The sequence below is a fragment of the Amycolatopsis sp. NPDC051758 genome, assembly GCF_044453095.1.
Lineage (GTDB): Bacteria > Actinomycetota > Actinomycetes > Mycobacteriales > Pseudonocardiaceae > Amycolatopsis.
In genome coordinates this window covers 342,086-369,051 of the sequence record NZ_JBITCJ010000007.1, presented here as the reverse complement: position 1 = coordinate 369,051, position 26,966 = coordinate 342,086, and the positions used below count along the sequence as shown (strand labels likewise).

General features: G+C 71.7%; 18 protein-coding genes. 5 read left to right on the top strand and 13 right to left on the bottom strand.

All coding sequences use genetic code 11. From position 1 onward, the window contains the following. The 4 genes from ACIA5G_RS32060 to ACIA5G_RS32045 form a co-directional block, all read right to left on the bottom strand. On the bottom strand, positions 1 to 810 hold an 810-nt coding region (locus ACIA5G_RS32060), incomplete at its 3' end, for a glycoprotein (protein WP_395929953.1). A gap of 130 nt (positions 811 to 940) precedes the next feature. After that, the gene (locus tag ACIA5G_RS32055; protein WP_395929951.1) at positions 941 to 3,532 is read right to left on the bottom strand and encodes an AAA family ATPase; all 2,592 of its coding nucleotides are present in this window, start codon (positions 3,530 to 3,532) and stop codon (positions 941 to 943) included. Between the two features lie 203 nt (positions 3,533 to 3,735). Next, positions 3,736 to 4,335, bottom strand: a complete 600-nt coding sequence (locus ACIA5G_RS32050) for a hypothetical protein (protein ID WP_395929949.1) — start codon at positions 4,333 to 4,335, stop codon at positions 3,736 to 3,738. A gap of 4 nt (positions 4,336 to 4,339) precedes the next feature. Next, positions 4,340 to 4,720, bottom strand: coding sequence for a hypothetical protein (locus tag ACIA5G_RS32045; protein ID WP_395929947.1), 381 nt, complete (start codon positions 4,718 to 4,720; stop codon positions 4,340 to 4,342). 143 nt (positions 4,721 to 4,863) lie between these two features. Here ACIA5G_RS32045 and ACIA5G_RS32040 point away from each other — a divergent pair, with 143 nt between their 5' ends. Continuing rightward, positions 4,864 to 6,276, top strand: a complete 1,413-nt coding sequence (locus tag ACIA5G_RS32040) for a hypothetical protein (RefSeq protein WP_395929945.1) — start codon at positions 4,864 to 4,866, stop codon at positions 6,274 to 6,276. 22 nt (positions 6,277 to 6,298) lie between these two features. Here the strand turns inward: ACIA5G_RS32040 and ACIA5G_RS32035 are convergent, their stop codons facing one another. Continuing rightward, positions 6,299 to 8,194 (bottom strand): hypothetical protein, encoded by a 1,896-nt coding sequence (locus ACIA5G_RS32035; RefSeq protein ID WP_395929943.1) that lies wholly within the window; start codon positions 8,192 to 8,194, stop codon positions 6,299 to 6,301. Between the two features lie 188 nt (positions 8,195 to 8,382). Between ACIA5G_RS32035 and ACIA5G_RS32030 the strand changes: the two genes are divergently transcribed. Further along, on the top strand, positions 8,383 to 9,540 hold the full coding sequence (locus ACIA5G_RS32030) for an FAD-dependent monooxygenase (protein WP_395929941.1): 1,158 nt from the start codon (positions 8,383 to 8,385) through the stop codon (positions 9,538 to 9,540). On the opposite strand, the gene metH is transcribed toward ACIA5G_RS32030, so the two are convergent. Then, complete coding sequence (metH, locus tag ACIA5G_RS32025; protein ID WP_395929939.1) at positions 9,522 to 13,163, bottom strand: methionine synthase; 3,642 nt, start codon at positions 13,161 to 13,163, stop codon at positions 9,522 to 9,524. The genes ACIA5G_RS32030 and metH overlap by 19 nt on opposite strands. A 428-nt stretch (positions 13,164 to 13,591) precedes the next feature. On the opposite strand from metH, the gene ACIA5G_RS32020 reads away from it, so the two are divergent. Beyond that, positions 13,592 to 14,452, top strand: coding sequence for a TIGR03619 family F420-dependent LLM class oxidoreductase (locus ACIA5G_RS32020; RefSeq protein ID WP_395929936.1), 861 nt, complete (start codon positions 13,592 to 13,594; stop codon positions 14,450 to 14,452). A gap of 50 nt (positions 14,453 to 14,502) precedes the next feature. Here ACIA5G_RS32020 and ACIA5G_RS32015 read toward each other — a convergent pair whose 3' ends face one another. Beyond that, positions 14,503 to 15,888, bottom strand: a complete 1,386-nt coding sequence (locus tag ACIA5G_RS32015; RefSeq protein WP_395929934.1) for a sugar porter family MFS transporter — start codon at positions 15,886 to 15,888, stop codon at positions 14,503 to 14,505. Positions 15,889 to 16,250: 362 nt separating this feature from the next. Between ACIA5G_RS32015 and ACIA5G_RS32010 the strand changes: the two genes are divergently transcribed. Continuing rightward, complete coding sequence (locus tag ACIA5G_RS32010) at positions 16,251 to 18,566, top strand: xyloglucanase (RefSeq protein ID WP_395929932.1); 2,316 nt, start codon at positions 16,251 to 16,253, stop codon at positions 18,564 to 18,566. 260 nt (positions 18,567 to 18,826) lie between these two features. Here ACIA5G_RS32010 and ACIA5G_RS32005 read toward each other — a convergent pair whose 3' ends face one another. From ACIA5G_RS32005 to ACIA5G_RS31980, 6 genes are all read right to left on the bottom strand, one after another. Continuing rightward, positions 18,827 to 19,828 carry an NAD(P)-dependent alcohol dehydrogenase gene (locus tag ACIA5G_RS32005; protein WP_395929930.1) on the bottom strand — a complete coding sequence of 334 codons (1,002 nt, stop codon included), beginning with the start codon at positions 19,826 to 19,828 and terminating at the stop codon, positions 18,827 to 18,829. Positions 19,829 to 19,854: 26 nt separating this feature from the next. Further along, positions 19,855 to 20,556 (bottom strand): HAD family hydrolase, encoded by a 702-nt coding sequence (locus ACIA5G_RS32000; RefSeq protein WP_395929928.1) that lies wholly within the window; start codon positions 20,554 to 20,556, stop codon positions 19,855 to 19,857. Next, a complete protein-coding gene (locus tag ACIA5G_RS31995; RefSeq protein WP_395929926.1) occupies positions 20,553 to 21,356 on the bottom strand; it encodes a carboxymuconolactone decarboxylase family protein in 804 nt (267 codons plus the stop codon). Before ACIA5G_RS31995 ends, ACIA5G_RS32000 begins: the two co-directional genes overlap by 4 nt. Positions 21,357 to 21,392: 36 nt before the next feature. After that, the gene (locus tag ACIA5G_RS31990; protein ID WP_395929924.1) at positions 21,393 to 22,226 is read right to left on the bottom strand and encodes an AfsA-related hotdog domain-containing protein; all 834 of its coding nucleotides are present in this window, start codon (positions 22,224 to 22,226) and stop codon (positions 21,393 to 21,395) included. Beyond that, a complete protein-coding gene (locus ACIA5G_RS31985) occupies positions 22,223 to 23,689 on the bottom strand; it encodes a hypothetical protein (RefSeq protein WP_395929922.1) in 1,467 nt (488 codons plus the stop codon). Before ACIA5G_RS31985 ends, ACIA5G_RS31990 begins: the two co-directional genes overlap by 4 nt. 202 nt (positions 23,690 to 23,891) lie before the next feature. Further along, positions 23,892 to 25,388: a cellulase family glycosylhydrolase gene (locus ACIA5G_RS31980; protein ID WP_395929920.1), complete on the bottom strand. Its 1,497-nt coding sequence runs from the start codon at positions 25,386 to 25,388 to the stop codon at positions 23,892 to 23,894. Between the two features lie 433 nt (positions 25,389 to 25,821). Between ACIA5G_RS31980 and ACIA5G_RS31975 the strand changes: the two genes are divergently transcribed. Further along, positions 25,822 to 26,961, top strand: coding sequence for a cellulose-binding domain-containing protein (locus ACIA5G_RS31975; protein ID WP_395929918.1), 1,140 nt, complete (start codon positions 25,822 to 25,824; stop codon positions 26,959 to 26,961). The last annotated feature ends 5 nt before the right edge of the window (positions 26,962 to 26,966 follow it).

Below are 26,966 nucleotides of genomic sequence, written 5' to 3'. Positions count from 1 at the left end.
CTGCCCGCCGGAACCCTGCTCGTTCTGGAAGATGCTTCCGTGGCCGCCGGTCGACGCCTGCTCGTTGAACTGGTTCCCGCCGCCGTGCCCGCCGGAACCCTGCTCGTTCTGGAAGATGCTTCCGTGGCCGCCGGTCGACGCCTGCTCGTTGAACTGGTTCCCGCCGCCGTGCCCGCCGGAGCCCTGCTCGTTCTGGAAGATGTCGCCGCCGCGGCCGCCCGTCGAGGCCTGCTCGTTGAACTGGTTGCCGCCGTGGCCACCCGAACCCTGCTCGTTCTGGAAGATCGAGCCGCCGTAGCCGCCGGTCGAGGCCTGCTCGTTGAACTGGTTGCCGTCACCGTGCCCGCCCGAGCCCTGCTCGTTCTGGAACACGTCACCGTGGTGGCCGGCCGACGCCTGCTCGTTGAACTGGTTGCCGCCGCGGCCGGAGCCTTGCTCGTTCTGGAAGATGTCGCCGCCGCGGCCGCCGGTGGAGGCCTGCTCGTTGAACTGATTCCCATCCCCGCGACCACCCGAGCCCTGCTCGTTCTGGAAGATGTCCCCGCGACCACCACCAGTCGAAGCCTGCTCGTTGAACTGGTTCCCATCCCCGCGACCACCCGAGCCCTGCTCGTTCTGGAAAATGTCCCCACGACCACCACCAGTCGAAGCCTGCTCGTTGAACTGATTCCCGCCGGAACCTCCCGAACCCTGCTGGTTCTGGAAGATGTCGCCGCCACCACTCGTCGAAGCCTGCTCGTTGAACTGGTTGCCGCCGGAGCCGCCGGCTCCTTGCTCGCTCTGGAAAACGTCGCCCGATGAAGTTGTCATCGTGTGCACTCCTGACATTCGGATCGGTGAAGCCGATGCCCCTCCGTTGTCATCCAGTCTTGGGCCGCGAGCCGCTCCGGTCATGAGTAGCGCCCTACTCGGCTTTGTGACCGCGGCCGGCGCGAGCTACCTATGGGCCGTCGCCGGGACTACTCCCCGGCTCGGGTTGCCCCACCACCGAAGCCAGTTCGCGGCGGCCGGAAATACCCAATTTCGCGTAAACGCCGTGCAGCACGTTGTCGACCGTCCGCACCGAAACGACGAGCCGGTCCGCGACCGCGCGGCTGGTGAGCCCGGTTGCCACCAGCCGGGCGATCTCGAGCTCCCGGACCGTGAGGTCGAGCGGGGTCTCCAGCAGGGCCAGCGCCGGCGTCGCCGCGTCCTCGCAGGACGCCAGCCACGCCCGCGCACGCTGTGCCGACGTCGCCGCGCTGCCGAGCTTGCCCGCCACGCGGTGGGCTCGGGCCGCCTCAGCCGCGGTTTCCGCGGCGAGCAGGCGCGCCCCTGTGTCGGCAAAGCCGGTCGCGACCGCGTCCAGCTCCGTCGCGGACGCCGCTCGTGCGTGGGCCGAGTACAACCCGCCGAGCACGCCGCCGGGTGAGGCGAAGGAGTCCGGACCCGCGCCGAAGCGGACCAAGTCGTGGCGGATCTCGGCGGCGACCGCGAGCCGGCCCGCCGTTTCGGCGGTGGCCGCGGCTTCCGCGGCGAGCTCGCCCGCGCGGGACAGCTCACCCCGGGCGGCGGCCAGCCAGGCGCGGCTCCAGCCGCCGAGTGGATCCGCCGCTTCGGGCAAGCCGGGTACCTCGGCGACGCGGCCTGCCATCGCCGTCGCCCGGGTCAGGGCCGCCGCGACGGCGGGCCGGAACTCGTACGGCTGGTCGTGCTCCTCGGTGGCGAGGGCTTCGCGCAGCCAGCGGATCGCGCCGCGGATGTTGCCGTAGGCCAGCGCGACCGTGCCGAGGGACGCCGCCGCCCCGGCGAGCGCCGGGCCCCAGCGGTCGCCGACGGCGTCCCGGTAGCCGTCCCCGGCCAGGTCTTCGGCCTCCTCGAGCCGTCCCGCCCGGCACAGCGCGTCGATCCGGGCGTGCTCCAGCCGGACCCGCGCCCCCGGCGCGGAAGCGTCGGAGATCCGGGCCGCGACGGCCATTCCTTCTTCGACGACGCCGAGGCACGCCTCGGTGCGTCCGCTCTCGGCCAAGGCCCCGGCCGCGACCACGAGCGCGCCGAGCCGGAGCGAGTCGCCGCCGCGGTTGCGGTCCAGCACCGGCCCGAGCAGGGTGAGCGCGGTCCGGCAGGCGCCGGCCGCCGCGCGCAGGGCCGCCCGGGCGGTGACCAGTTCGTCCGCGGTTCCCGACACCCCGGTCTCCGCGGTGTCCAGCACGGTTTCGGCGTCGTCGGCGCGGCCCAGGCCGAACGCCAGGTTCAGCGCTCGCGTCGCGGCGACGCGGGCGTGCTGCGTGTCCGACACCGTCTTGCCGGCCAGCTCGGCGAGCAGCGTGTCGGCGTCGGCGGGCCGGCCGCCGGCGATCCGGACCTGGGCGAGCAGCAGCTTCGCCCCGAACCCGCCACCGAGCCGGACGGCCTCCGCCGCCAGCTGTTCCGCCTGCGGGAAGTCCTGGCGCAGCAACGTCTCCGCGGCGGCCCGGACCAGCTGCGGGTCGGTCGGCAGCCCGGCGGCCAGCCGCCACCGCACCAGCCGGGGCTTGTCCTCCGCGCGCCGCGCGCCGGTCATGTCCAGGGTCTGCGCGAGGATCCGGTAGGTGTCACGCTGGCGCAGCGGTGACGTCCGGCGCCGGATCACCTCGGCGTACAGCGGATGTGCGAGCCGCACGTTCAGCCGCCGCCCGGTGCGTTCCGACACGACCAGCCCGGCCTGTTCGGTGGTGGCGAGGACCCGGCCGGCGCCGAGGCGCACGAGCGGCTCGCAGCCGAGCGGCTCCCCGAACGCGAGCAGTTCCAGCAGCCGCCGCTCGTCGGCGTCGACTCGGTCGGTGCGGGTCTCGATCAGCTCGACCAGCCGCGGCGTCGCCCGCAGCGCGCCGCTCCACCGCCACACGCCGTCCTTGGCCGAGAGCGCGCCGCTGTCGAGCCCGCCCTGCACCAGTTCGCGCAGGAACAGCGGGTTCCCGAGGGTCAGGTGCCACAGCCGGTGCTCGGCGCCGTCGTCGAGCCGGCCGCCCAGCACGGCAGTGATCAGTTCGGTGGTCTTCGGCCGGGTGAGCTCGCGGACCTCGAGCCGTTCGGCGACGCGGTCCTTCCACAGCGCGAACACCGGATCGGGCACGCTCACCCCGTGCGGCGCGATCACGACCACGAAGGCCGACGCCGTCGCGGCCAGCTGGTGCACCAGCGTCGCGGACAGGTCGTCGAGCAGGTGCGCGTCGTCGACGCACAGCACGAGCCGCCGTCCCTCCGCACCGCGGGTGAGGTGGCCGGCGACCTGGTTGAGCCGGTGCGCACGGTCCGCCGGGCCCTCGGCGCCGCCGGGCAGCAGGTGCGCGAAGGCGCCGAACGGAATCGTCGACGCGGACGACATCGCCCGCACCCAATGCGTGCGCGCACCCCCGTCGGCCAGTTCGGCCAGCAGCACCTTGGCCAGCCGGGTCTTGCCGGCGCCGGCGCGTCCGGTCAACAACAGCCCGCACACCTCGGCGTCGGCCAGCGCCCGGCGCGCCGACGTCAGTTCTTCGTCGCGGCCGATCAGCGGCCAGTTGCTCCCCACACCCACTGCCTCCCCGTCCCGCGCGGGTTTTCCGGTGTCCGCGCACACCTGTTCCACGGATAATGAGCACACCCGGCCCGGTGGAGTACCGGATCCGCGCGGCGATTTCGCATTAATCGCCGAATGGCGCGGCCAATGCGACAAAACAGACACTCGATCTTCTATTCCGTGAGCATTTACCGGCCATTCCCCGAAAGCCGTGATCAATGCTTTCCCGGTGATTCTTTTTCCCGGCCGACCATGATTCCGACGACCCGTGGCAGGACGACGGCGTTCCAGCCCGCCATCCCGGTGACCAGTCCCGGCTCCGGCCCGCCCGTCCACACGCGCACCTGCCCCGCGTGCAGGTCGGTGCCGAGCACACCCGCCCAAGGCACCTTCCCGGTGAACCACCGGCACCGGCGCAGCCCCTCCGCGTCGGCGTCGATCCGCGGACGCCCGCCGAACCGGGCGGTGGCGCCGGCCGTGATCGCGTCCGCCGCCGCACCCGCGATCCGCGGGCAGGCCGCGGACTCGACCAGCTCGACCAGCCGCCGCCAGGTCTCGCGCGCGTCGTCCAGTTCGCCGCCGCGGCCGAACGCGTCGAACACGAACCGGCTCCGCACCGGGCCCGACGCCAGGCCGAGCGCGTAACTGGCTTGGTGCGGCCGGGCCGCCGCGTGATAAGCGACCCGGTCCACCTCGGCCAGCCGGAAGACCCGGTCCCCGATCACGATCACGTCCCCCGCCGCGGCGAGCGTGCGCCCGCCGCTGGAAACCCGGAGCCCGCCGGAACCGGTGAACGAGAACTTGCCGGCCGCCACCGGGCTACTTGCCGGTCTTCGCCAGGCAGAGCACCACGCCGGTCTCGCCCTCCTTGCCCTGCCAGAACACCTGCTCGGCGTCGGGGTAGGCGGAGCACGCGCTGACCTGCGCCTCGGTCTGCGTCTTGCCCTCGACGCGCGCGACGACCTTCAGCGTGGCGTTGTCCGCTCCGCAGTCGACGATCTTCACGTAGTTCTCGCCGCTCTCGGTGACGCAGTTGCCGGCCTGCGCGTTCTCGCCGTTGTCGCGGGTGGCCGCCCAGACCAGCGCGAGGACCGCGGCGACGACGATCAGGAACACGGTGAGCACGATCTTCTGGCGCCGCTTCGACTTCTTGGGCGCGGCAGGCGGCTGGGCCGCCCCGGGTTCGCCGGTGTGGGTCATGACGTTTTCCTCCCTCGGAAACCAGCTGTCACCTCCTGGGCGTTCCACGGCCGTTCCACGACGTTCCACCGGTGTTCGAGGCAGCGGCCACGTCGGACGGCCAGGATGGGCCGCGGCCCGTTCCCCGACGTGAGGACCCGAGGATGACCCGACTGCCCGCACTGGCCGTCTCCGTATTGACCGCGTCCGCGCTGCTGACCGGCGAGACGGCCGAGGCCGCGAGCCCGCCGTTCACCGCCTCGGTGTTCCGGGCCACCCACAACAGCTACTCGGGCAACGTCGACGGCGCGAAGGACTCGATCGCCTACCAGCTCGACCACGGTGTGCGCTTCATCGAGCTCGACGTCCACGACAACGGCTACGGCACGGCACACGACTACGCGGTCGGCCACGACTCGCCCGGCAACCTCGTGGACCACAGCGGCGGCAACCCGGCGTCGAACAACCTCCGCGACTGGCTGGCGGTGGTGAACACGTGGTCGGCGGCGCACCCGGCGGCCGCGCCGATCGTCGTCATGCTGGACCTCAAGGACAACCTGACCGACAACACGTCGTACGCGGCGGGCAACCTGACCGCCGTCAACGAGGAGCTGGAGTCGGTGTTCGGCTCACGGCTGCTGCAGGCGAAGGACTACCCGGCGGGCCAGCCGGTGGTGGACGCGCTGCGCGGCCGCGTGCTGCCGCTGCTGTCCGGCGACGCCGGGACGCGTACCGAGTACAAGCGCGACGTCGGGTACCACCCGGCGGTCGCGCTGAACGGCCGTGGCCAGGTTGTCGAGGTGCACGACTCCGGCGCCGGCGCGCTCTGGTACTGGACCGGGACCTACGGCCCCGACGGGCGGGTGACGTGGCTGCGGCACGGGAAGTACGACAGCGGGCAGACGCCGGCGGTCGCCTTGAACGACAACGGCGACCTCGTCGAGGTGCACCAGTCGCAGAGCGCGACCACGCTCTGGTACCACGTCGGCAAGCTCGGCGCGGACGGCGAGATCACCTGGCAGGCGAGCCACCAGTACGACAACGGTGTGCTGCCGACGGTCGCGTTCACCAGCCCGGGCGGCACCCAGCTGCGGGAGATCCACCGCAGCCAGAGCGGCAGCCAGAACTGGACCTGGAACGGCGCCCTGTCCGGGACGACGGTCTCGTGGACCGGCAACACCAAGACGTCCGACGCGCGGTTCCCTTCGGCGACGGCGACCAGCGGCAGCCGGCGCGTCACCGTGTGGACGGGCGCGGACGGCCCGACTTCGGCGCAGACCCTGCGCGTGGACACCGACAGTGTCGCCGGTGACCGGATCCGCTACCGGCAGGTCGCGTTCGACGAGTTCCAGCAGGGCGACAGCGCCGAACTCCAGCAGGGCGCGCTGTTCTACGGCGCGCCCGCCACGGAGTCGGCGTTCATCACCGCGGCCCGCAACTCCGGCAAGCTGGTCCGCGGCTGGGACTTCGACTCGGCGGGCCAGGCGACCACGCCCCTGGCGAACTACCCGGCGACGAACCACCCGTACGACGCCTGGTACCAGAACCTCCTCACCCAGAACGGCGCGGTGCAGTAGGGGTCCGCTCGCGGCAGACCGCTCAGCCGGGGCGGTAGCAGCAGCGGGTGCCGGTCCGGACGCCGTCGCGCAGGACGTCGCCGATGAGCGCGTCCGCGGCGGTGATCCGGGTCAGGGCGCGCCGGATCGCCTTGCCCACCGCGATCCGGGCCTTCTCCTCGGCTCCGGCGAACTCCCGGACGCGGCCGGCCAGGCCCGCGGCGGCGGACAGCTCGCCGAGCAGCCAGTCGCGTTCGGACCGCACCCGCTCGGCGCGGCCGTCGTCGTGGTTGGCCTCGTGCTCGTCGAGCTCGGCCTCCAGGGTGGCCAGCCACCGGCGGTAGTGGCTGGTGGCCGCCGGGTCGAGCACCGGCTGCGCGGACGTCGGGGCGGGCACCACCCCGGGGCCGGCGGCCAGCTCGACGGCCGCCAGCTCATGGCCGGGGTGCTCCAGCAGCGTCGCGAGGTAACCCATGCCGACGCTGTGCTCGACCAGCGCCGACCGCGCCCCGAAGGTCACCACCCAGTGCTTGCCGTGCCGCCGGCAGGTGACCCGCCCGGCAACCGGACGCGGCGGTGCGGCCGGCAGGGCCATGCCGAGCTCCGCCGCCTCCCGCGTCGCTGCGGCCAGTTCGCGCTCGGCGCCGGCCGAACCCGGCAGCAGCGCCAGCGCCTGCGCGAGCCGGGCGCGGGAAAGGGCCGCCGCCGGCCAGTGCGCGAGGGCCAGGTTGTCCCGCACCGCCGCCCGGAAGTGCGTGACGGCCCGCTCGAGCTCGCCCGCGGTCAGCATCGCCACACCCAGCGCGTGCTGGACCGAGCCGAAGCAAGCGACGGCGAGACTGGCCGTCATCGGCAGCCGCGCGAACGGCGTCAGCAGCGCGTACGCGGCCAGCGCGGACTCGACGTCCGAGAGCAGGCAGGCGGACTCGACGATGCCGTACATCGACACCAGCCAGCTGCTCGACCGCGGCAGCAGCGCCAGGTCGGGGCCGCGCAGCCGGGCCAGCGCGCCGGCCGCCTCACGGTGGTCACCCGCCGACGCGGCGGCCACGGCCAGCCCGGCGACGTGCGCGTTGTCGATCGCGCTCAACGTCGGTGAATGCACCATCTCCCGCAGCACCGGCAGCAGTTCGGCGACCCGGCCCTGATACCAGCGGATGGCGCCGAGCTGCGCGGTGTACCAGCCGGTCGCGTCGGCGTCCCCGGCCAGCTCACCACGCCGTGCGCAGGCCGCCGCCCGTGCCTCGGCCTCGTCGAACCGGCCGGCGCGGATGCTGAGCATGACGGTGATCGCGTCGAGCACGAACCCGACCGCGAGGTGGTCCTGTTCGGCCAGCAGGCCACGCAGGTCGGCGAGCCCGCGCTGGGCGTGCGGGTCACCGTCGAGGAACAGGTCGACGGTCCGCCAGAGCAGGCCCATCAGCAGGTCGCTGCGCCGCGACGTCCGGAAGCCTTCGGTGATCAGCTCCTGAGCGAGGGCACGACGCTGACCACCGTGGTCGGGCCCGAGCAGGCAGTGGTGGGCCAGGCTCGCGGCCTCCGCCCACGCGACCGGGTCACCCGCGCGCTTGGCCTCTTCGAGCACGGCGAGGATCGTGCTGCTCTCCCCCGCCACGTAGTCGGCTTCGCCTGCGAGCCGGACCTTGAGCCGCAACGCCAGCGACGAACCGGGCTCGACCAGTTGGCAGGCGCTGCTCAGCCTCGCCTGCAGCAACGCCGCCGCGGGCGCGCTGCGGTGCTCGTGGACCCACAGCCCGCCCAGGCCCAGCGCGGCGCGGGCCATCCCGGCGCCGTCCCCCGCGGCTTCCGCGGCCCGGTAGGCGCGGTCGAACCACGCCCGGCCGGCGCGCAGGTCGCCGTCGGCTTCGAGCGCGCGCTCGCCGTTGCCCAACAGTTCACCGAGGCCGGTCACCGCCGGCCGAGTTCCGCTGTCCAGCACTGTCGCCCCTCTCCCCGGCGAAGATGGTCCCCCCGGAACCGGACCGGGTCAACACGGGAAACCCGCGCCGCCGGACGGGAATTTTCCGGCACCGGCCGTCCATTCGAGACAGTCACGCACCAGGTGCCGACGGTGACCGTCAGCGGATCGCCAGCCGGCGGTCAGCGCCGGCCGCGACGCTCGGCGGCATGAAGAACCTCACCGTCCTGATCTCCGGCGCCAGCATCGCCGGCCCCGCTCTCGCCCACTGGCTGGCCCGCTACGGCTGCACCGTCACCGTGGTCGAACGCGCCCCCGGGGTCCGCCCGGGCGGCCAGGCCGTCGACTTCAAGGGCGCCACTCACCGGACCGTGCTGCGGCGCATGGGCATCCTCGACGAGGTCCTCGCCCGCCAGACCGGCGGCACCGACCAGACCATCATCAACGCCGAAGGCCACGCCCAGGCGGTGATCCCCGGCGAGTTCACCGGCGGGGAGATCGAGATCCGCCGCGGCGACCTGGCCCAGCTCCTCCACGAGCGCACCGCCCCGCACTGCGAGTACGTCTTCGGCGACACCATCACGTCGCTGACCGAGACGGCCGACGGGGTCGACGTCACCTTCGCCCGCGCCGCCCCGCGCCGGTTCGACCTCGTGGTCGGCGCCGACGGCATCCACTCGAACGTCCGGCGGCTGGCCTTCGGCCCGGAACACGACTACGTCCAGCACCTCGGCCACTACTACGCGCTGGCCGAGCTGGGCGAAGAGGTCGCCGACGGCGACGCCGTCATGTACAACGAGCCGGGCCGGATGGCCGCGGTCGGCGGGCCGAAGGCGTCGGCGTTCTTCGTGTTCGCCTCACCGGAGCTGGACTACGACCGCACGGACGTCGAGCGGCAGCGCGCACTGGTGGCCGGCGCCTACCGCGGCGCCGGCTGGCGCGTGGCCGAGCTCATCGCGAAGGTGCCGGAGGCTCGCGAGTTCTACCTCGACGCGCTCGCCCGGGTCACCATCGACCACTACTCGCGCGGCCGGGTCGTCCTGCTCGGCGACGCCGCGTACGGGAACACCCTCGGCGGCTTCGGCACCGGCCTCGCGATCGTCGGCGCGTACGTGTTGGCGGGCGAGCTCCTGGCGGCGGACGGCGACCACCGCACCGCCTTCGCGCGCTACGAGGAGCAGCTCCGCGGCTACGCCAAGATCTCGCAGCGCGCCAGCGCGGGCCCGTTCCTCGCGCCGCCGTCCCGGCTCCGGATCAAGCTGCGGGACTGGACGTTCAAGTCCCGCTTCCTGCTCCGCCTGATGCTCAAGGCGACCGACAACTTCGCCACCGACATCAAGCTGAAGGACTACGCCCCGGGCTCGTAGGCCAGGTTCGGCCGCAGCCACTGCTCGACCTCGGCCACCTCGACACCCTTGCGCCGCGCGTAGTCCTCGATCTGGTCGCGGTCGAGCCGGCCGACGGTGAAGTACTTCGAGTCCGGGTGCGCGAAGATCAGCCCGGACACGCTCGCCGCCGGTGTCATCGCGAACGACTCGGTCAGCGCCATCCCCAGTTCGTCCGCCTCCAGCAGCTCGAACAGCTCGCGCTTCTGGCTGTGGTCGGGGCTGGCCGGGTAACCGAGTGCCGGGCGGATGCCGCGGAACCGCTCCGCGTGCAGGTCTTCCAGCTTCGGGTCGGCGTCCGGCTCGAACCAGTCGCGCCGGGCCTTGAGGTGGATGTACTCGGCGAAGGCTTCGGCGAGCCGGTCGGCCAGCGCCTTGACCATGATCGCGCGGTAGTCGTCCTGCTCGGCTTCGTACTTGGCCGCCAGGTCCTCGGCGCCGTGGATGGCGACCGCGAACCCGCCGAGGTGGTCACCGGCGGGCGCGATGTAGTCGGCGAGACAGCGGTTCGCGCGGTCCAGCGGCTTCGACGTCTGCTGCCGCAGCATCGGGAACCCGATGTGGGCGAACTCGCCGTCGAGCAGGATGTCGTCACCCTCGCGGTGAGCCGGCCAGTACGCGTACGCGCCCTTCGCCTTGAAGCTGCCTTCGGTGATGATCTGGTCCAGCAGCGTGTTCGCGTCGTCGAACAGCTCACGTGCGACCGGCTCGTTCAGAATGGCCGGGTACTTGCCCTTGAGCTCCCAGGCCAGGAACAGGAACTGCCAGTCGATCATCTCGCGCAGCTCGGTGATGCTCGGCTCCACGACCCGGACGCCGGTGAACGCCGGGGTCGACAGGTCGTCGAACGAGACCCGCTCGGGGTTCGCGCGCGCCTGCTCGAGGGTGAGCATCGGGCGGCGCTGCTTGTTCGCGTGCTGCTCGCGCAGCACCTCCTGGTCGGCCCGGTTCTTCTCGGCCAGTTCGATCGACCGGTCCGGGTCGAGCAGGTCGGACACCACGCCGACCACGCGTGACGCGTCGAGCACGTGCACGGTCGCGTTGTCGTAGGCCGGGGCGATCCGGACGGCGGTGTGCTGGCGGGACGTCGTCGCGCCGCCGATCAGCAGCGGCAGCTTCAGGCCGCGGCGCTGCATCTCGGTGGCGACGTTGACCATCTCGTCCAGCGACGGCGTGATCAGCCCGGACAGCCCGACCGCGTCGGCGCCTTCGGTGACGGCGATGTCGAGGATCTTCGCCGCCGGCACCATCACGCCGAGGTCGATCACCTCGTAGTTGTTGCAGCCGAGCACCACGCCGACGATGTTCTTGCCGATGTCGTGCACGTCGCCCTTCACCGTGGCGAGCACGACCTTGCCCTGGCCGTTGGACACCTCGGCGCGTCCCGCCAGCCGGGCTTCCTCCTTCTCGGCCTCCATGAACGGCTCGAGGTAGGCGACCGAACGCTTCATCACCCGGGCGCTCTTCACCACCTGCGGCAGGAACATCTTGCCCGCGCCGAACAGGTCGCCGACGATCTTCATGCCGTCCATCAGCGGGCCTTCGATCACCTCGAGCGGCCGGGCCTTGACCAGGCGCGCCTCTTCGGTGTCCTCCTCGATGTAGTCCACGATCCCGTGGACCAGCGCGTGCGAGAGCCGCTCTTCGACCGTGCCTTCGCGCCAGGTGAGATCGACGACGCGCTTGGTGCCGCTGCCCTTGACGTTCTCGGCGAAGCTCACCAGCCGGTCGGTGGCGTCCTCGCGGCGGTCGAACAGCACGTCCTCGACCAGCTCGAGCAGGTCCGCCGGGATGTCCTGGTAGACGGCGAGCTGGCCGGCGTTGACGATGCCCATGTCCAGCCCGGCGGTCACGGCGTAGTAGAGGAACGCGGAGTGCATCGCTTCGCGGACGACGTCGTTGCCGCGGAAGGAGAACGACAGGTTCGAGATGCCGCCGCTGGTGCGGGCGCCCGGGCAGCGCTCCTTGATCCGGGGCAGCGCCTCGAGGAACGCCTTCGCGTAGCCGTTGTGCTCGCTGATGCCGGTGGCGACGGCGAGGACGTTCGGGTCGAAGATGATGTCCTCGCCCGCGAAGCCGGCCTTCTGCGTCAGCAGGTCGTACGCGCGGCCGCAGATGTCCACCTTGCGGTCGGCGGTGTCGGCCTGGCCCTGCTCGTCGAAGGCCATCACGACCACACCGGCGCCGTAGTTGCGGATGGTGCGGGCCTGGGCGAGGAACGGCTCCTCACCCTCCTTCAGGCTGATCGAGTTGACCACGCCTTTGCCCTGGATGCAGCGCAGGCCGGCTTCGAGCACGGTCCACTTCGAGCTGTCGACCATCACCGGGATGCGGGCGACCTCGGGCTCGGTGGCGATCAGATTGAGGAACGTCGTCATCGCCTGCTCGCTGTCGAGCAGGTCGGCGTCCATGTTGACGTCGAGCAGGTTGGCCCCGCCGCGGACCTGCTCCAGCGCGACGTCGACCGCGCCCTGGTGGTCGTCGGACTCGATGAGCCGGCGGAACCGCTTCGAGCCGGTGACGTTGGTGCGCTCGCCGATCATCACGAACCCGGTGTCCGCGCCGATGCCGAACGGCTCGAGGCCGCTGAACCGGGTGTGGGTGCGCGGGGCCGGCACCTCGCGCGGCGCGACGCCCTTCGCCGCGGCGGCGATCTCCTTGATGTGCGCCGGAGTCGTGCCGCAGCAGCCGCCGACCAGGTTGACCATGCCGTCGCGGGCGAACCCGCCGATCAGCCCGGCGGTCTCCTCGGGCGTCTGGTCGTACCCGCCGAAGGCGTTCGGCAGCCCGGCGTTCGGGTGACAGGCGACGTAGGTGTCCGCGAGCCGCGACAGCTCCTCGACGTGCGGGCGCATCTCCTCGGCGCCCAGCGAGCAGTTGACGCCCACGACCAGCGGCTTCGCGTGCTCGATCGAGCTCCAGAACGCCTCGACGGTCTGGCCCGAGAGCGTCCGGCCGCTCAGGTCGACGATGGTGACGGAGATCCACAGCGGCAGGTGCGGCGCGACGTCGCGCGCGGCGGCGATGGCCGCCTTGCAGTTGAGCGTGTCGAAGATGGTCTCGATCATCAGCAGGTCGACACCGCCCTCGTCGAGCGCGGCGATCTGCTCCGCATACGCGGCCTTGACCTGCTCGAACGTGACCGCCCGGTACGCCGGGTCTTCGACCTTCGGCGACAGGCTGAGGGTGACGTTCAGCGGCCCGATCGACCCGGCGACGAACTTGCCGCCGGCCTCTTCGGCGGCCTGCCGGGCGATCTGCGCGCCGCGGACGTTCATCTCGCGGACGTGGTCCTGCAGCCCGTAGTCGGCCTGGCCGATGCTGGTGGCGGTGAAGGTGTTCGTCGTGGTGATGTCCGCGCCCGCGGCCAGGTACTGGCGGTGCACGTCGAGGATGACGTCCGGGCGGGTGAGGTTGAGCAGGTCCGGGTCGCCGGTGACGTCGTGGGTGTGCTCGCCGAAGCGGTCGCCGCGGTAGTCGTCCGGGGTCAGCCCGGCGCCCTGCAGCATCGTCCCCCAGGCGCCGTCGAGCACGGCCACGCGGGTGCCGAGCAGCTCGCGCAGGCGCGCGGTGGCGTCGGACTCTCGCGGGGTGTTCGGGTTCACCGGCAGCCTCCCTCGTTCGGGAGGCGCCCTTGGGTGGTCGTGCCGGGCCGAGCGTGGCGGACCCGGGGGTCCGTTGCAGCGCCTCTCGACCTGTGACCCACGGTAGCGGAACCGGGCCGGTGGACGCCATCCCGCCCCACCGGGGCGTCCACTGGCTGGGACGCCGCGCTCGAGTGTCCACTGTGTACACCGAGTACGCGCCGGAGTGCCGAAGTCACCCTGTCACCACCATCGTTCCGTTTTCCGGGCCGTCCCCCACCGTGACCCCGCGGGCGCCGGCCGTCCGTCTCCCGCCTGGTGGACCCGGGCCGCGTCCATCACGATTCGACCGGCCCTCGAGCCACGGTCACCCATCGTACGAGCCCGGCCACCCACCGCGACCACCGGCTCACCTTGAAAACTGAAACACGTTCTAATACGCTCCTCGCGTGGACTACGGAATCGTGCTGTTCACCAGCGACCGAGGCATCACCCCGGCTTCCGCGGCGCGCGCCGCGGAGGCCGCCGGGTTCGCCACCTTCTACGTGCCCGAGCACACCCACATCCCGGTGAAGCGGGAGTCGCCCCACCCGCGCACCGGGGACGCTTCGCTGCCCGACGACCGCTACAGCCGCACGCTCGACCCGTGGGTCGCGCTGGCGACGGCGGCCGCGGTCACGACGCGGATCCGGCTGTCCACCGCGGTGGCCCTGCCCGTCGAGAGCGACCCGATCACGCTGGCCAAGACGATCGCGAGCCTGGACCACCTGTCCGGCGGGCGCGTCACGCTCGGCACCGGGTTCGGCTGGAACGTCGACGAGCTGACCGACCACGGGGTGCCCGGCAACCGCCGCCGCACCGCGCTGCGCGAGTACCTCGAGGCGATGAATGCACTGTGGACGGAGGAAGAAGCCTCGTACGACGGGGAATTCGTCTCCTTCGGTCCCAGCTGGGCGTGGCCGAAGCCGGTCCAGCCGCACATCCCGGTGCTGCTCGGCGCGGGCCCGACGGAGAAGACGTTCCGCTGGATCGCCCGCCACGCCGACGGCTGGATCACCACCCCGGCCGACAGCGACCTGGACGGGCACGTGGCGCTGCTCAAGGACATCTGGCACGACGAAGGCCGCGACGGAGCGCCGCGGATCTGCGCCCTCGGCGAACGGCCGGATCCGGAGCGCCTGGCGCACCTGGACACCCTCGGCGTCACCGAAACCGTCTTCGGGCTGCCGGACCGCACCCCGGAGGAGGTCGAAGCGTGGATCGGCCGCCTCGCCGGCAAGCTCGGCCTGGTCACCGCGTCCGCGCACTGAAACGGCGGGGCACGGTCCGACCGTGCCCCGCCGTTCAAGACCCCCCGGGGTCAGACCTTGGCCCGCACCCCCTGCCGCTCGCGCAGGTCGAGCTCGATCTGCTCCAGGCTGCGTCCCTTGGTCTCCGGGACCAGCCACTTGGTGAGCCCGAACAGCACGACGTTGACGCCGGCGAACAGGAACATCGAGCCGCCGATGCCGAGCGAGCCCACGGCGGAGATGAGCGGGAACACCGCACTCACGATGCCGGTCGCCGCCCAGAGGATGACGCTGCTGACGCCCATGCCCGCCGCCCGGTACTTGAGCGGGAACACCTCGGCCATCATCACCCAGACGACCGCGCCCCAGCCGAGCTCGTAACCGACCAGGTACAGCACCATCATCACCAGCATCAGGATGCCGCGGGTGCCGGTGTCGTGGACGTTCAGCACCACGAGCCCGGCCGCCACCAGCGTGATCACCATGATCACGTTGCCGATCAGCAGCAGCGGCTTGCGGCCCCAGCGGTCCACCACGAACACGACCCACGCGGTGAACAGGAACTTCGTGACGCCCAGCAGCACGCCGGACAGCAGCGCGGCCTGCGTGGCGAACCCGAGGCCGATCAGCATCGTCGGGAAGTACGCGTTGATCGCGTTGACCCCGCTGAACTGCTGGCCGATCGCGAGCAGGGCCGCGACGATCATCATCGGCCGGACGAAGCCGGAGAACAGGTCGCGGAACCGCGGCTTGTCCTCGGTGTCCAGCCGGATGACGTCGCGGATGGTCGCGATCTCCTCGTCCAGGTTCACGGAGTTGCCGTGCGCGCTCGCCAGGACCCGGCGGGCTTCCTCCTCCTGGCCGTTCTTGAGCAGCCAGCGCGGGGTCTCGGGCAGGAACGCCAGCCCGACGAGCAGGATGACCGCGGGCACGATCGCGCCGGCGAACATCCAGCGCCACGCCGAGATCGGGCCGAGCCAGTAGCTCACCAGGAACGCGATCAGGATGCCGAGCACGATGAAGATCTGGTTCAGCGCACCCATCGCGCCCCGCAGCCGCGCCGGTGCCAATTCGGACAAATACGTCGGAACCGTCGACGACGAAAGCCCGATCCCGAGCCCGATGACCAGCCGCGAAATCACCAGCAGCGCGAACGTCGGCGAGAAGCTCGCCGCCAGCGTGCCCACGATGACGACGGCCGCGGCGACCATGATGGTGCGCCGCCGGCCGAGGGCTTCGTTGATGCGGCTGGAGAACAGCGCGCCCACGATGGCGCCGACCGAGAGACTGGCGGTGATCACGCCCTTGTCCCACGCGGTCAGCGACCACGCTTTCCCGATGAACGGGAGCACCCCGGAGATCACGCCGAGGTCGTAGCCGAACAAAATGCCGCCGAGCGCACCGAAGAAGTACAAGGTGGTTCGGCTGATGTGCCGCGCCGGGGCTGTCTGCGTCATTGCCGGGTCGCCTCTTTCATAGGTCCAGTCCAGCCAGCGGGGACCACACTCACACGCCGGAAAAAGCCGGGCAAGACAGTCCTGGTAACAATTCAGAAACGTGATCGCCGTTCACATATGTGACACCGTTTGGCGCACACCATTACTCCGTCCGCGCACTCCCCTTTCCGCCCGGCAATTCGGTACACAATGGACACGATTTCGCGCGTCCGGCGGTTCATAAATCCATTGTGGACGGCTACGGAAAGCGAAATCATCGAACGCTTTACAACACTGAGTGAGCTGGTTACCGTCATTCTGGAAGCGCTCCCAGAGTGGTGGAGGCCGACGTGCGACGACGAAACTTCCCTTGCGCGCGAACGATGCGGACCCCGGGGCGGCTGCTCGCCACGGCGCTCGCCCTGCTCCTGCCCACCGCCGTCGCGGTCACCGCCGGTGCGCCGCCGGCCCCGGCCGCGGTGGCGCCCTACACCTGGCACAACGCCGAGATCGGCGGTGGCGGGTTCGTCCCCGGCATCGTCTTCAACCCGACGGAGCCCGGCCTCGTCTACGCCCGCACCGACATCGGCGGCGCGTACCGCTGGAACCCCGCCACCGGGCGCTGGCTCCCGCTGCTCGACGCCGTCGGCTGGACCGACTGGGGCCACAACGGCGTGGTCAGCCTGGCCACTGACCCGGTCGACCCGAACCGCGTCTACGCCGCGGCCGGCATGTACACCAACAGCTGGGACCCGAACCCCGGCGCGGTGCTGCGCTCGGCCGACCGCGGCGCCACCTGGCAGGCGGCGCAGCTGCCGTTCAAGCTCGGCGGCAACATGCCCGGCCGCGGCATGGGCGAGCGGCTCGCGATCGACCCGAACCGCACCAGCGTCCTCTACCTCGGCGCGCCCAGCGGCAACGGGCTCTGGCGCAGCACGGACTCCGGTGTCACGTGGGCGAAGGTGACCAGCTTCCCGAACCCCGGCACCTATGCACCCGACCCGAACGACCCGTCCGGCTACTCCAGCGACAACGAAGGGGTCACCTGGGTGACGTTCGACCCGTCGACCGGCACCCGCGGCAGCACGACGCGGACGATCTACGCCGGCGTCGCGGACAAGGCGAACCCCGTCTACCGCAGCACGGACGGCGGGGCGACCTGGGCGCGGCTGCCCGGCCAGCCCACCGGGTACCTGGCGCACAAGGGTGTCCTCGACCCGGCCGGCGGTCAGCTCTACCTCGCGACCAGCGACACCGGCGGCCCCTACGACGGCGCGAAGGGCGACGTCTGGAAGTACGGCACGAAGACCGGCGCCTGGACGCGGATCAGCCCGGTCCCGTCCGGCAGCGCCGACGACTACTTCGGCTACAGCGGCCTGACGCTCGACCGGCAGCACCCGGGCACCCTGATGGTGGCGACGCAGGTGTCGTGGTGGCCGGACGTGGTCTTCTTCCGCAGCACCGACGCCGGTGCCACCTGGACCCGGATCTGGGACTGGGCGAACTACCCCGAGCGGTCGCAGCGGTTCACCCAGGACATCTCCGCGGTGCCGTGGCTGACCTTCGGTGTCCAGGCCGCTCCCCCGGTGCCGTCGCCGAAGCTCGGCTGGATGACCGAGTCGGTGGAGATCGACCCGTTCGACTCGAACCACCTGCTCTACGGCACCGGCGCGACGATCTACGGCACGACCGACCTCACGAAGTGGGACAGCGGCGGGAAGATCACGATCAAGCCGGTGGTCGGCGGCCTCGAAGAGACCGCGGTGCTGGACCTGATCAGCCCGCCGTCGGGCGCGCCCCTGTTGTCCGGCCTCGGCGACGTCGGCGGGTTCCGGCACGACAGCCTCGACGCCGTCCCGGCCACGATGTACACCTCGCCGGTGTTCACGACGACCACCAGCCTGGACTACGCCGAGCTGAACCCGGCCACCGTCGTGCGGACCGGCACGCTCGACCGGTCCGCCCGGCCGAACGACAACCGGATCGCCTTCTCCACCGACGGCGGGAAGAACTGGTTCCAAGGCGGCGAGCCCGGCGGCGGCGCGAGCGGCGGCACGGTGGCCGCGGCCGCCGACGGCAGCCGGTTCGTGTGGAGCCCGGACGGCGCCGGGGTCAGCTACTCGCCGGGGTTCGGCTGGTCGTGGACGGCGTCCGCCGGCATCCCGGCCGGGGCGGTGGTCGAGGCCGACCGCGTCGACCCGAAGCGGTTCTACGGGTTCGCCGCGGGCCGGTTCTACCTCAGCACCGACGGCGGGGCGACGTTCGCCGCGACCGCGGCCACCGGGCTGCCCACCGGCCCGGCGCACTTCAAGGCGATGCCGGGGGTGACCGGCGACGTCTGGCTGGCCGGCGGCTCCGGCGCGGCGTACGGCCTCTGGCACTCCACCGACTCCGGAGCGTCCTTCACGAAGCTGCCGGGCGTCACCGAGGCCGACAACGTGGGCTTCGGCAAAGCCGCTCCCGGCCGGACGTATTCGGCGTTATACACGATCGCGAAGATCGGCGGGGTGCGCGGGATCTTCCGGTCGGACGACGCGGGTGGGTCGTGGACGCGGGTGAACGACGACCGGCACCAGTACGGCAACATCGGGGCGGCGCTGAGCGGGGATCCGCGGGTGTACGGCCGGGTGTACGTCGGCACGAACGGGCGGGGTGTGGTCGTGGGTGAGTCCGGGGGTGCGCGGGCGGCCGCCCGGTAGCGGCCGGAAGGGGGTTTCAACCCACCCCCAGGTGGTTGAAACCCCCTCCCCGCGCCCCCAGACCCGGACACCCGGCCCCGAGCAGCCGCAGCCTGCTCGGGCGATGTCCTGGTGACTACCACTCTCCCGGGAACGCCCGGCAGCCGCCATTCCTGTCGAAAGAGGACTTTTTCGCCCGCCTGCACCGCGATTACCTGCAAAAACGGCCCGCCGGGGTACGAAAATACCCAGGCGGGCCGGCAAAAGTTACCCGTGCGGCGTCAGGCGCTCTCCAGGACGACCTTCCCGAGGTGGGCGCCGGACTCGAGGTGCTTGAGCGCGTCGGCGACCTCGTCGAAGGCGAACCGGCGGTCGATGACGGGCCGCAGGCCGCTCTGCTCGATGGCCCGGTTCATCGCCTGGAACGTCTCCCGGGAGGCGTTGGTGAGGCCCCGCAGGGTGAGCTGCTTGACCAGCACGAGCACCGGGTCGGCGGCGCCTTCGTGGGTCAGCACGCCGGCGACGCTGACGTGGCCGCCGTACCGGGCGGCGATCATCGACTGGCCGATCGTGCCGCCGCCGCCGACGTCGACGACGTGGTCGACCCCGCCGCCGGTCAGCTCGGCCACGGCGGCGCCCCACTCCGGGGTGGTCGTGTAGTTGATCGTTTCGGCGGCGCCGAGCGCGCGCAGCCGCTCCAGCTTCGCATCCGAGCTGGACGTCGCGATGACGCGGGCGCCACCGAGCGCGGCGAACTGCAGCGCGAACGTCGACAGGCCGCCGCTGCCCAGGGTGAGCACGGTCTGGCCGGGCGCCAGCCCGCCTTCTTCGACCACCGCGCGCCACGCGGTGACCCCGGCGCTGGGCAGCGTCGCCGCCTCGGCGTAGTCGAGGTGCGCGGGCACCGCGACGAGCGCGTGCTCCGGGAAGACGGCGTACTCGGCGAGCACCCCGTCGAGGGTCCCGGCGAGGTCGTCCGCGGTCTTGTCCGGCGTGCCGGGCCCGGCCTGCCAGTCCGGGAAGTACGTCGCGGCGACCCGGTCACCGGCGGACCAGGTGTGCACCCCGTCGCCGACCGCGACGACCTCGCCCGCGCCGTCGGACAGCGGGACGACGTCCGCTTTGACCGGCTTCGGGTAGAAGCCCTTGAGGATCATCAGGTCGCGGGCGTTGACCGCCCACCCGCGCAGCCGGACCAGCACCTGCCCGGGGCCGGGTTCGGGGGTGTCGCGCTCGCCCAGGACGAGCTCGGCGCCGGGACGGGGCAGGGAAAAGTACTTCACAGCGGCTCCAAGGGTGCGGGAACTCCTCAACGACGCCAGTGTGTCGAAGTCGCGAGCTCCTCGTCGACGATCTCCACGAGTTCCGGGGTCAGTTCGGCGAGCGAGCCCGGCAGGTGCCGGACGCCGTAACCGGCCATGAACTCCGCCTGGCGCGCGTGGGCCGGGCTCGACGGGAACCCGATGAACCCGGCGCCGTGCGCGCGGGCGTCCTCGGCCACCCGGCTGACGTCGTCGACGAACACGATCTCGTCGAAGCCGGCGCCGAGCACGGTCCGGGTGATGTGGTCGACGCCCGGCCGGTGCTCGTTGATGCTCACGTACGGCACCGCGGGGTCCAGCAGGTCCACGAGGTCACCCAGGTACCGGTCGAAGGTGTGCTCCCGGGTGCGCCCGCCGTAGCAGACCAGCCGGACGGGCAGCTTGCCGAGCGCGGCGAGGCAGTCCCGCGCGCCTTCGGCAACCTGGATGGGATGGTCGGCCAGGTACTCCTGCCGCGCGGCCCACAGCTGCTTCAGCGTCTCTTCGGCCGGCTGGTCGAGGCCGCAGAGCCGGGTGACCTTTTCGGCGACGACGATGTCCCGCAGCCCGATCACGTCCCGCTCGGCCGCGGCGTCGTAGACCCCGCCGTGCTCGGTGACGAACCGGGCGATCATGGCGAGGTAGGTGTCGTCGATCAGGACGCCGTCGCAGTCGAGCGCGACCACGCGGACCTTCCGCAGCCCGGTCACCGCTGCGCGAACACTTCCCGCGCGGCGGCGATGGCGTTGAGCGCGGCCGGGAACCCGCAGTAGAACGCCAGGTGCAGCACGGTCTCGACCACCTCCTGCTCGGTGCCGCCGACGTTGAGCAGGCCGTGGATGTGCACCTTCAGCTGCGGCAGCGCGGTGCCCAGCGCGACACACGCGGCGATCGTGACGATCTCGCGGTGGCGCAGGCTCAGGTGCGCCCGGCTGTAGATCTCGCCGAAGGTGAACTCGATGATGTAGGTCGCCAGGTCCGGGGCGATGTCCTGCAGCGCCTCGGCGACCTTCTCCCCCGCGTCGCCGTCGACGGCCTTCATCGCGGCCAGACCACGTTCGTAGCGGTCCTCGATGCCCGCCCAGGGCACGTCGGCGGTCTCGACCGGCGACTCGTCGGCGGGCAGGCCCTCGAACAGCGCCTTGAGCTCCCCCAGCGCGTTGAGCGTGGCGGGGAACCCGGCGAACGAGCTGATCTGGATGACCGTCTCGACCAGCTGGCGGCGGGTGCAGCCGACGTTGAGCGCGGCCTTGGCGTGGAACTGCAGCTGCGAGCCCGCGTACCCCAGCGCGGTGAGCGCGGCGACCGTCGCCAGCTGCCGGTCCGGCAGCGGCAGGCCAGGCCGGTGGTAGACGTCGCCGTAGATGAACCCGACACACTGCTCGCCGAACTCGGCCTCCCCGATGCTCGCGAACAGGTCCAGCACGGCCGGCCGCTCGACGCCGCCGAGCCGCTGGATGAGCTCGAGGCCCTGGGCGAAGGACGCGGAGCGGTCGTGCACTTCGGACATCGTGGTGTGGTTTCCCTTCCGGAGTGGGTGTTCGGCTCAGCCCAGGTAGGCCCGGGTGGCCTGGTCGGCCTTGCGGCGTTCGAGTGCGTCGATGCGGCTCTGCCCGATCATCGAGTACTCGATGACGGCGGTGGCGACGCCGCGGCCCTGCTGGCGCACCGCCGTGCTGGCGCGGAACTTCAGGTGGGAGTCGCGGCTGACGTCGGACTCCTCGATCAGGGACTCGACCGTGGCGGGCAACGGGAACAGGAAGTCCTCGAAGGACAGGTCGATCCGCTTCCACACCCCCGCGTACGCGGCCGGGCCGAGGGCGGGGCGGACCGCCGTCTCGAACTGCGCGATGCAGATCTGCCGCATCGCCTCGATGATCACGATGCCCTGCACGTGCTCACCGGTGTGGTGGTCGAGGATCAGCTCGTTGTCCCGGTGGATCCGCAGCTCGGCCTGGCAGTGCGTGGCCGACGGGCTGTGCACGCCCGCCAGCAGGACGTTCTCCGGCCGGTCCTTGTGGACGGTCGCCGGCCGCTCGGCCTGCTGCCGGGACGCCGCCGGGTCCGCCAGGCACACCATGGCTTCGCTCTTGTCGCAGGCGGCCTCGAGCAGGTCGTGGTCGGTGGCGTCGATGCCCTGGCCGAGGTGGACGACCCAGTGGCACCCGGGCACGTCCGGGCGGCCCGAGGTGATCAGCGCCAGCATGTCCGTCATCGTGAGCACCTGGTCCCCGCGGGCGAAGCTCGCGAAGCGGTCGGCGACCACGACGACGTTGCGGCGGGTGTGGCCTTCGAAGGCCCGGTCGTCCGGGGTTTCCGGGCGCGGCGAACCGGGCAGTGGGGTGCGCGGTAGCTCCGTCCCGGCCGGGTCGCCCGTCACCGGCGAGCCGAAGCTTGGGCGTCCAGGAGGGCCTCGGCGAGGTTCTTCGCCGTCGGCGCCGTGCGCCAGCGTGGACCGGACAGCTCGGTGGCGAGGACCTTGAGCATCGAGCGCACCATGTCCGGCTGCTTGTCCACGTCCGTGGCCAGCAGCGGTTCCAGCTGCGCGGCGGCGCCGTCGAGATCGTCGAGCCGCAGGTGTGCGCGGCCCGTGTCGATCCGGATCATGGGGTCCATGGCCTCCCAGCGATTCTCCAGGGACAGCTTTTCGTACGCCTCCCTGGCGGTTGTGAACTCGCGCAACGCCGCCGAAGCCTGCCCGACGGAGAGGAGCGAGGTGCCGGCCATGTAGTGCCGGCGGTCTTTCGTGATGTTGAAGAACCGGTCTTCGCCCCCGGCGCCCAGGTCCGGGTCTTCGATGCTGGTCCAGCGGGCGATCGCGTCGAGCACCTGCGGCTCGGCCTGCACCGACGACCAGCCCCGTGCCTCGGCGAGGATCAGTGGCGCGTCCGTGAGCCGCCCGCCCACGTGGTAGTTGAGGCCGTCGGCCGCCAGCTTCGCGGACTCGACCCCGTTGCCCGACCAGAATGCCACGCGCGCCTGGGACGTGCGCACCCAGCGCCGGGCGAGGAAGTCGTCGGCGTACTGGGTGTACAGCCATGCGGCGGAGTTCAGCTCCCGCGACAGCCGGTACCGGCCGAGGTCCCCGGCGATCCACGCCATCATCGCGGCGGACTTCGCCCCGACGAGGAGCAGGTCCTGGGTCTGCTTCGGCCGCTGTCGGCCCTTCAGCAGGGCGGACGCGCGTTCTTCGACGACAGCGAGCTGGCCGAGGATGGATTCGGGGGCGGTGCGGGTGTAGGCGCTGCCGAGGAAGTCGACGTCCGACCACAGGTCGTCGAGCTGGCAGTCGTCGACGTTGGTCTTGGTGAGCAGGATGGCGTCGTCGAGGGCGCCGGCGCCGAACTCCTCCTCCGGGCGCGGCTCGACGCGGGTGATGGTGCGGACCGGGTGGGCGGGCACGACCGGCTCCGGCGCCGCGGCCACCGCCACCGGGGCGGGCTCGTCGGCGTGGTACTCGGCGAGGTCCTTCGCCGGCAGCTGCTCGAGATCACGCAGTCCCAGCAGGGACTTCCAGCCGGTGCCGTACACCTGGGCCAGCACGCGCAGGGCCGCGACGGTGGGCCGGACGCCGCGTTCGGGCCACTGCTCGTACTCCCAGATCCGGGTGCCGCGCATGCCCGCCTTGGGGTCGCCGGTGACGGCGTTGTAGTGGTGCGCCGCGACGTCGAGCGACAGCTCGGACGCCAGCCGCCACGCGGTGCGGGGCGGGATCCGGCATTCGACGATCAGGTTCTCCGCCACCCTGGCCGGCATCGCCGCCTCGGGGAATCCCAACGCGGCCAGCCGGTCGCGCAGCTGTGCACGGTAGGGCTTACTCCCTGGCTTGACCTGTCGACTCATCGTTCATCCAACGATTTCCGGAGTACTGGTGCACACGGACGACAGTACCGCAGCGTGACCGTCAGGACCGAGGACGTCACCGAGGACCTGGTCACAGCACCCGGAAGGGTGAGGAAACCCCTATTTCGTGCACGTGCAGACGCCGGTTCACCACTCTGCCGACTGAAGGGCGGCGGATGACGCTCCGCCGCCCTCCGGCACGTCAGCCCGCCGCGAGGAACCGCGCCCGGATGCCCGCGCCGAACGCCGTCGGCGTGCCGTCGTAGGCCGAGATCATCGCCGGGCCGGTGGCGCAGTTCCACGTGTTCCAGGTCCAGCCGAGGTAGGACGCCTGGTGCCGGTCGAGCCAGTCCATCAGCCCGGTGACGTACCCGCTCGCGCAGTCGTTCTCGCCGATCTCGCCGGCCACCAGCGGCACCGCCGCGGCGACCGGCGCGAGCTGGCTGTCCCAGCAGGACGACGAGCTGCAGACGTTGAAGTTGTACGAGTGCCAGGAGGCGACCAGGTTGCCCGCCGGGTCGTCCGGCCGGTACTGCAGCCAGCCGGTGAGGTCGTTGGAGTAGGCGAGGCCGCCGAGCATGATCACGTTGGTGGCGCCGGTCGCCCGCACCGCGTTCACCAGCGTCTGCATGCCCGCCACCGGGTAGCCGATGCCCGGGCACGCGGAGCCGCCGTCGCGCCAGCACGTCCAGGCCTGGGCCGAGCCGGACACCGCGCGGTCGAGGTAGGGCTCGTTGAACAGGTCGAGGATCGTGGCGTTGTCACCCTTGAAGGTGTTCGCGACCGACGTCCACAGGTCCACCGAGTGCGCCGTGTTCGTCATCGGCTTCTGGCACGTCGAGTTGACGTCCGAGCACGCGGAGGAGTTCCCCGTGTAGACACCTTGGGTCCAGTGCAGGTCGAGGATCGCGATGAGGCCGTTCTCGTGCAGCAGGTCCACATAGGACTTGAGGGCGGCCCGGTAGGTGGCTCCGGCGTACTCCGGCTTGACGTTCGGCAGGCCGAGCCAGCAGTCCTCGTTGAACGGCACCCGCACCACGTTCGCGTGCCAGCTCTTGATCGCGGCCACCGAGGCCGCGTCCATCGGGCCGTCGAAGATGCCGTTTCCCTGCACACAGGCGAATTCCCCGCCGGAGCGGTTCACCCCGCGCAGGGTGACCGGGGTGCCCGCGGGGTCGGCGAGCCGGTTGCCGGCGACGTGCAGGGCGGGCGCGTCCCCGGCCGGCGGTGTGGTGGGCGTCGTGGTCGGGGTCGTGGGTGTCGTGGGTGTGGTCGTCGGGGTGGTGCCGCCGCACGGGGCGCCGTTGACGCTGAACGACGTGGGCGCACTGTTGGCGCCGCTGTACCCGAAGTTGGCCCCGGCGGTGACCGACGCGTTCGGCGCGACGGTCCCATTCCAGGTCGCCGGGGTGACCGTGACGGTCCGGCCGCTCTGGGACCAGGTGGCGTTCCAGCCCTGCTGCAGCTGCTGGTTCCCGGTGTAGGTGTAGCTGATCTGCCATCCGGACAGCGGCGCCGTCCCGAGGTTCTTCAAGGTGAGGTTGGCGGTGAAACCGCTTCCCCAGTCGTTCGCCGTGTAGCCGACTTCGCAGGCCGTGGCCGCGGCGGCGGATGACGGCGTGCCGAGCGTGAACGCCGTCGTCGCGCCGAAAACGGCCAGCGCGCTGAAGGCGCCGAGCAGTGCTGGTCCGGAACGCATCGAACACTCCCTTGTGCAGGACGAATCGTGAGAGCGCTCCCAGCAGCGCTGGACAGTACCGGGCGCCCCGGCCCGCTGTAAACCCCGCCGTGATCTTGGTGAGGATTTCCCCGAATCCACTCCAACGGCCGCATCCGACGGCCTCACACCGTGGCATTGAGCGACCGCGGGATCGTTTACCCCCCAACGGGTTCGGCCGTTCAGGAGCGTTCAGTGACCGCCGGGCGCGGCCGGGCGCCGGAAAACGGACCACCGGATCGGGCCGCGTCCGGGGCGCGCTTTACAACGACGACACCCAGGGGTTACTTTTCTGGCGGCTGGAAGCGCTCCCATGCCAGGTCGCCTCACCAGAACGCGGCCACCACCCAGGGGCGCCGTGGTGCAGGCCACGGCGCCCCTGTCCGCGTCCCCGTCCGCGTCCCCGGGAGTCCCGATGACCAGGTTCGCCGGCGCCCTCGCCGCCCTCTGCCTCGCCGCGGCGGCCACCACCGCGGTGGTCGCCGCCGGGCCGGCCACCGCCGCCCCGGCCTGCTCGGTCGGCTACCGCGTCAACCAGTGGCAGACCGGGTACACCGCCGAGATCACCGTGACCAACGGCGCCACCGCGCTCTCCTCCTGGACGCTCACCTGGCACTACACCGGGAACCAGGCCGTGACGTCGGCCTGGAACGCCACCGTCCGCCAGTCCGGCACCGCGGTGACCGCCGAAAGCCTGCCGTACAACGCCGCGCTGCCCGCCGGCGGTTCCGTCTCGTTCGGTGTGCAGGGCACCTCCGGCGGGACGACCCCCGACCCCACCGACTTCGCGCTCAACGGCGTCTCCTGTGGTGACCCCGCTCCCCCGGTGACGACCACGCCGACCACGCCGGCCACCACGACCACCGCTCCGCCGCCGGCCGGGTGCGCGACAGCCACGATCTGCGACGACTTCGAGCAGCAGACCGGCGGCGCCCCGGGCGGCCGCTGGACCGTCGGCGCGGCGAACTGCCAGGGCACCGGCACGGTCGCCGTCGACACCACGGTCGCGCACTCGGGCACCCGGTCGGTGCAGGTCGCCGGCCAGGGTGGCTACTGCAACCACGCCTTCTTCGGCACGAGCTTGACCGGCGCCGGCCCGTTCTTCGGCCGGTTCTGGGTCCGGCACACCACCCCGCTGCCCGCCGGGCACGTCACCTTCCTGGCGATGCGCGACAGCACCGACGGCCGCGACCTGCGGGCCGGCGGGCAGAACCGGGCCCTGCAGTGGAACCGCGAATCCGACGACGCCACCCTGCCCGCGCAGAGTCCGGCCGGCGTCGCGCAGAGCGTCCCGCTGCCGACCGGGACCTGGTCCTGCTTCGAGTTCGAGCTCGACGGCGCCGCCGGGCACCTGCGCACCTGGCTCGGCTCCGCCGAGGTGCCCGGCCTCGTCGCCGACGGCGTCCCGACGGCCGACGTCGACCAGCAGTGGCTCGCGCGGGCGTGGCACCCGTCGGTGACCGACCTGCGGCTGGGCTGGGAGAGCTACGGCGCCGACGCCGACACGCTGTGGTTCGACGACGTGGCCGTGGGCGCCACCAGGATCGGCTGTTGACGATC

Coding starts and splice junctions, on each gene's coding strand:
- ACIA5G_RS32030 (WP_395929941.1), top strand. CDS start 8,383: ATGAAGAACCTCACCGTCCTGATCTCCGGCGCCAGCATCGCCGGCCCC.
- ACIA5G_RS31980 (WP_395929920.1), bottom strand. CDS start 25,388: ATGCGTTCCGGACCAGCACTGCTCGGCGCCTTCAGCGCGCTGGCCGTT.
- ACIA5G_RS32045 (WP_395929947.1), bottom strand. CDS start 4,720: ATGACCCACACCGGCGAACCCGGGGCGGCCCAGCCGCCTGCCGCGCCC.
- ACIA5G_RS32015 (WP_395929934.1), bottom strand. CDS start 15,888: ATGACGCAGACAGCCCCGGCGCGGCACATCAGCCGAACCACCTTGTAC.
- ACIA5G_RS31995 (WP_395929926.1), bottom strand. CDS start 21,356: ATGTCCGAAGTGCACGACCGCTCCGCGTCCTTCGCCCAGGGCCTCGAG.
- ACIA5G_RS32010 (WP_395929932.1), top strand. CDS start 16,251: ATGCGGACCCCGGGGCGGCTGCTCGCCACGGCGCTCGCCCTGCTCCTG.
- ACIA5G_RS31985 (WP_395929922.1), bottom strand. CDS start 23,689: ATGAGTCGACAGGTCAAGCCAGGGAGTAAGCCCTACCGTGCACAGCTG.
- ACIA5G_RS32040 (WP_395929945.1), top strand. CDS start 4,864: ATGACCCGACTGCCCGCACTGGCCGTCTCCGTATTGACCGCGTCCGCG.
- ACIA5G_RS31975 (WP_395929918.1), top strand. CDS start 25,822: ATGACCAGGTTCGCCGGCGCCCTCGCCGCCCTCTGCCTCGCCGCGGCG.